Annotated in this window: 2 protein-coding genes and 1 tRNA gene; all 3 read left to right on the top strand. The window is 28.3% G+C overall.

Annotated elements, in window-relative coordinates; genetic code table 11:
- Positions 1-67 precede the first annotated feature (67 nt).
- The 3 genes from L8W68_RS08160 (at position 68) to L8W68_RS08170 (ending at position 959) form a co-directional block, all read left to right on the top strand.
- Positions 68-143, top strand: a tRNA-Glu gene (locus L8W68_RS08160).
- Positions 144-535: 392 nt separating this feature from the next.
- Positions 536-817: a hypothetical protein gene (locus tag L8W68_RS08165; protein WP_263675756.1), complete on the top strand. Its 282-nt coding sequence runs from the start codon at positions 536-538 to the stop codon at positions 815-817.
- A 16-nt stretch (positions 818-833) separates the two neighbouring features.
- The gene (locus L8W68_RS08170) at positions 834-959 is read left to right on the top strand and encodes a hypothetical protein (protein WP_263675757.1); all 126 of its coding nucleotides are present in this window, start codon (positions 834-836) and stop codon (positions 957-959) included.
- The last annotated feature ends 472 nt before the right edge of the window (positions 960-1431 follow it).

A 1431-nucleotide genomic window follows, 5' to 3' on the forward strand; every position in this document is an offset into this window, starting at 1 on the left:
CCGGTAGAGCATCTCCCTTTTAAGGAGGGGGCCGTTGGTTCGAATCCAACACGGGACACCACTTATTGACCCTTTCGTCTAGTGGCTCAGGACGTCACTCTCTCTGTGTGATAACAGAGGTTCAAATCCTCTAGGGGTCGCCATAAAATTAAATTAGTATTTGTGCTTTTAATATATTTTATTACTTTTCTAAAAGAAGAATTAAAAATCATTATAATATTTTTATTTTATTGTATAATGAAGTTATATTTTAAATTTAAAGGATAAATTATGGATAATTCATTATCAGGATATACTAAAAAATATGACAATGAAGGATATGGTTTGTAATATCCTGATGGACATGTTATAAGATTTTATGAGAGAATCTTGAAGTATAAATTAAACAAAACAAGTGGAAATTTGCTTGATTTTGGTTGTGGGAATGGAGCGCATTCTAAATATTTTCAAGATGTAACGGGGGGGGGGTATTAACGCTTATGATGCAGATATTGTTCCTAATTAAAAAATACTTGGAAAAAAGATCCTAGGATAAATGAAAATAATTTTTCACGTAATTACACTTAATTTTAGTTTTAAAAATTTATTTGATGTAAAAATGGATTTTATTTTTGCAAATCAAAGTTTATATTATCTGCCAAGCAAAGATTTTCAAAAAACTATTGAAGAATTTTATGATTTATGCAATGATGGAGCAATAATTTTCGCGACTATGATTAGCTCTAAAGCTTACCAAGAATTTGTTATAGGGGATGTTAAAGAAAATGGTTTAGTGGAAGTAAAATCTAGTCCAAGATTAAATAGTGAATCTACTTAATATAAATTTTACAAATATGATTGAAGAATTAAAAGAAAAATTTAAACCTTTTAGACCATTGTTTTGGGGAGATTATGAGCTGATAAATTTATATAATTTTGAAGGAAGCATACAACACTTCATCTACATAGGGCAAAAATAATTTTTACACTAAAGGCTTTAATAAGCCTTTATTTTATCGTCCTTGTTATTATAACTACCACACACCATCAACCAATATCCCAATCCTTTTTTTGCTAAACTTTAATACTTATATTATAATCCACCCCCTCCAAGCTTTCAATATCAAACCTACTATATATTACATATCATAATACACCTTTCTATTCTTTTTCTATTCTTTTTCTATTCTTTTTCTATTCTTTTTCTATTCTTTTTCTATTCTTTTTCTATTCTTTTTCTATTCTTTTTCTATTCTTTCTCTATTCTTTCTCTATTCTTTCTCTATTCTTTCTCTATTCTTTCTCTATTCTTTCTCTATTCTTTCTCTATTCTTTCTCTATTCTTTCTCTATTCTTTCTCTATTCTTTCTCTATTCTTTACTTCTACGTCCCCTCTCACTTTTTTATTTTCTCTTTCTTTTCCTCAACACCTTTTTTCATTTTTTACCAAAC

This window comes from Campylobacter sp. FU_497 (assembly GCF_025772425.1).
Classification (GTDB): Bacteria; Campylobacterota; Campylobacteria; order Campylobacterales; family Campylobacteraceae; genus Campylobacter_D; species Campylobacter_D lari_C.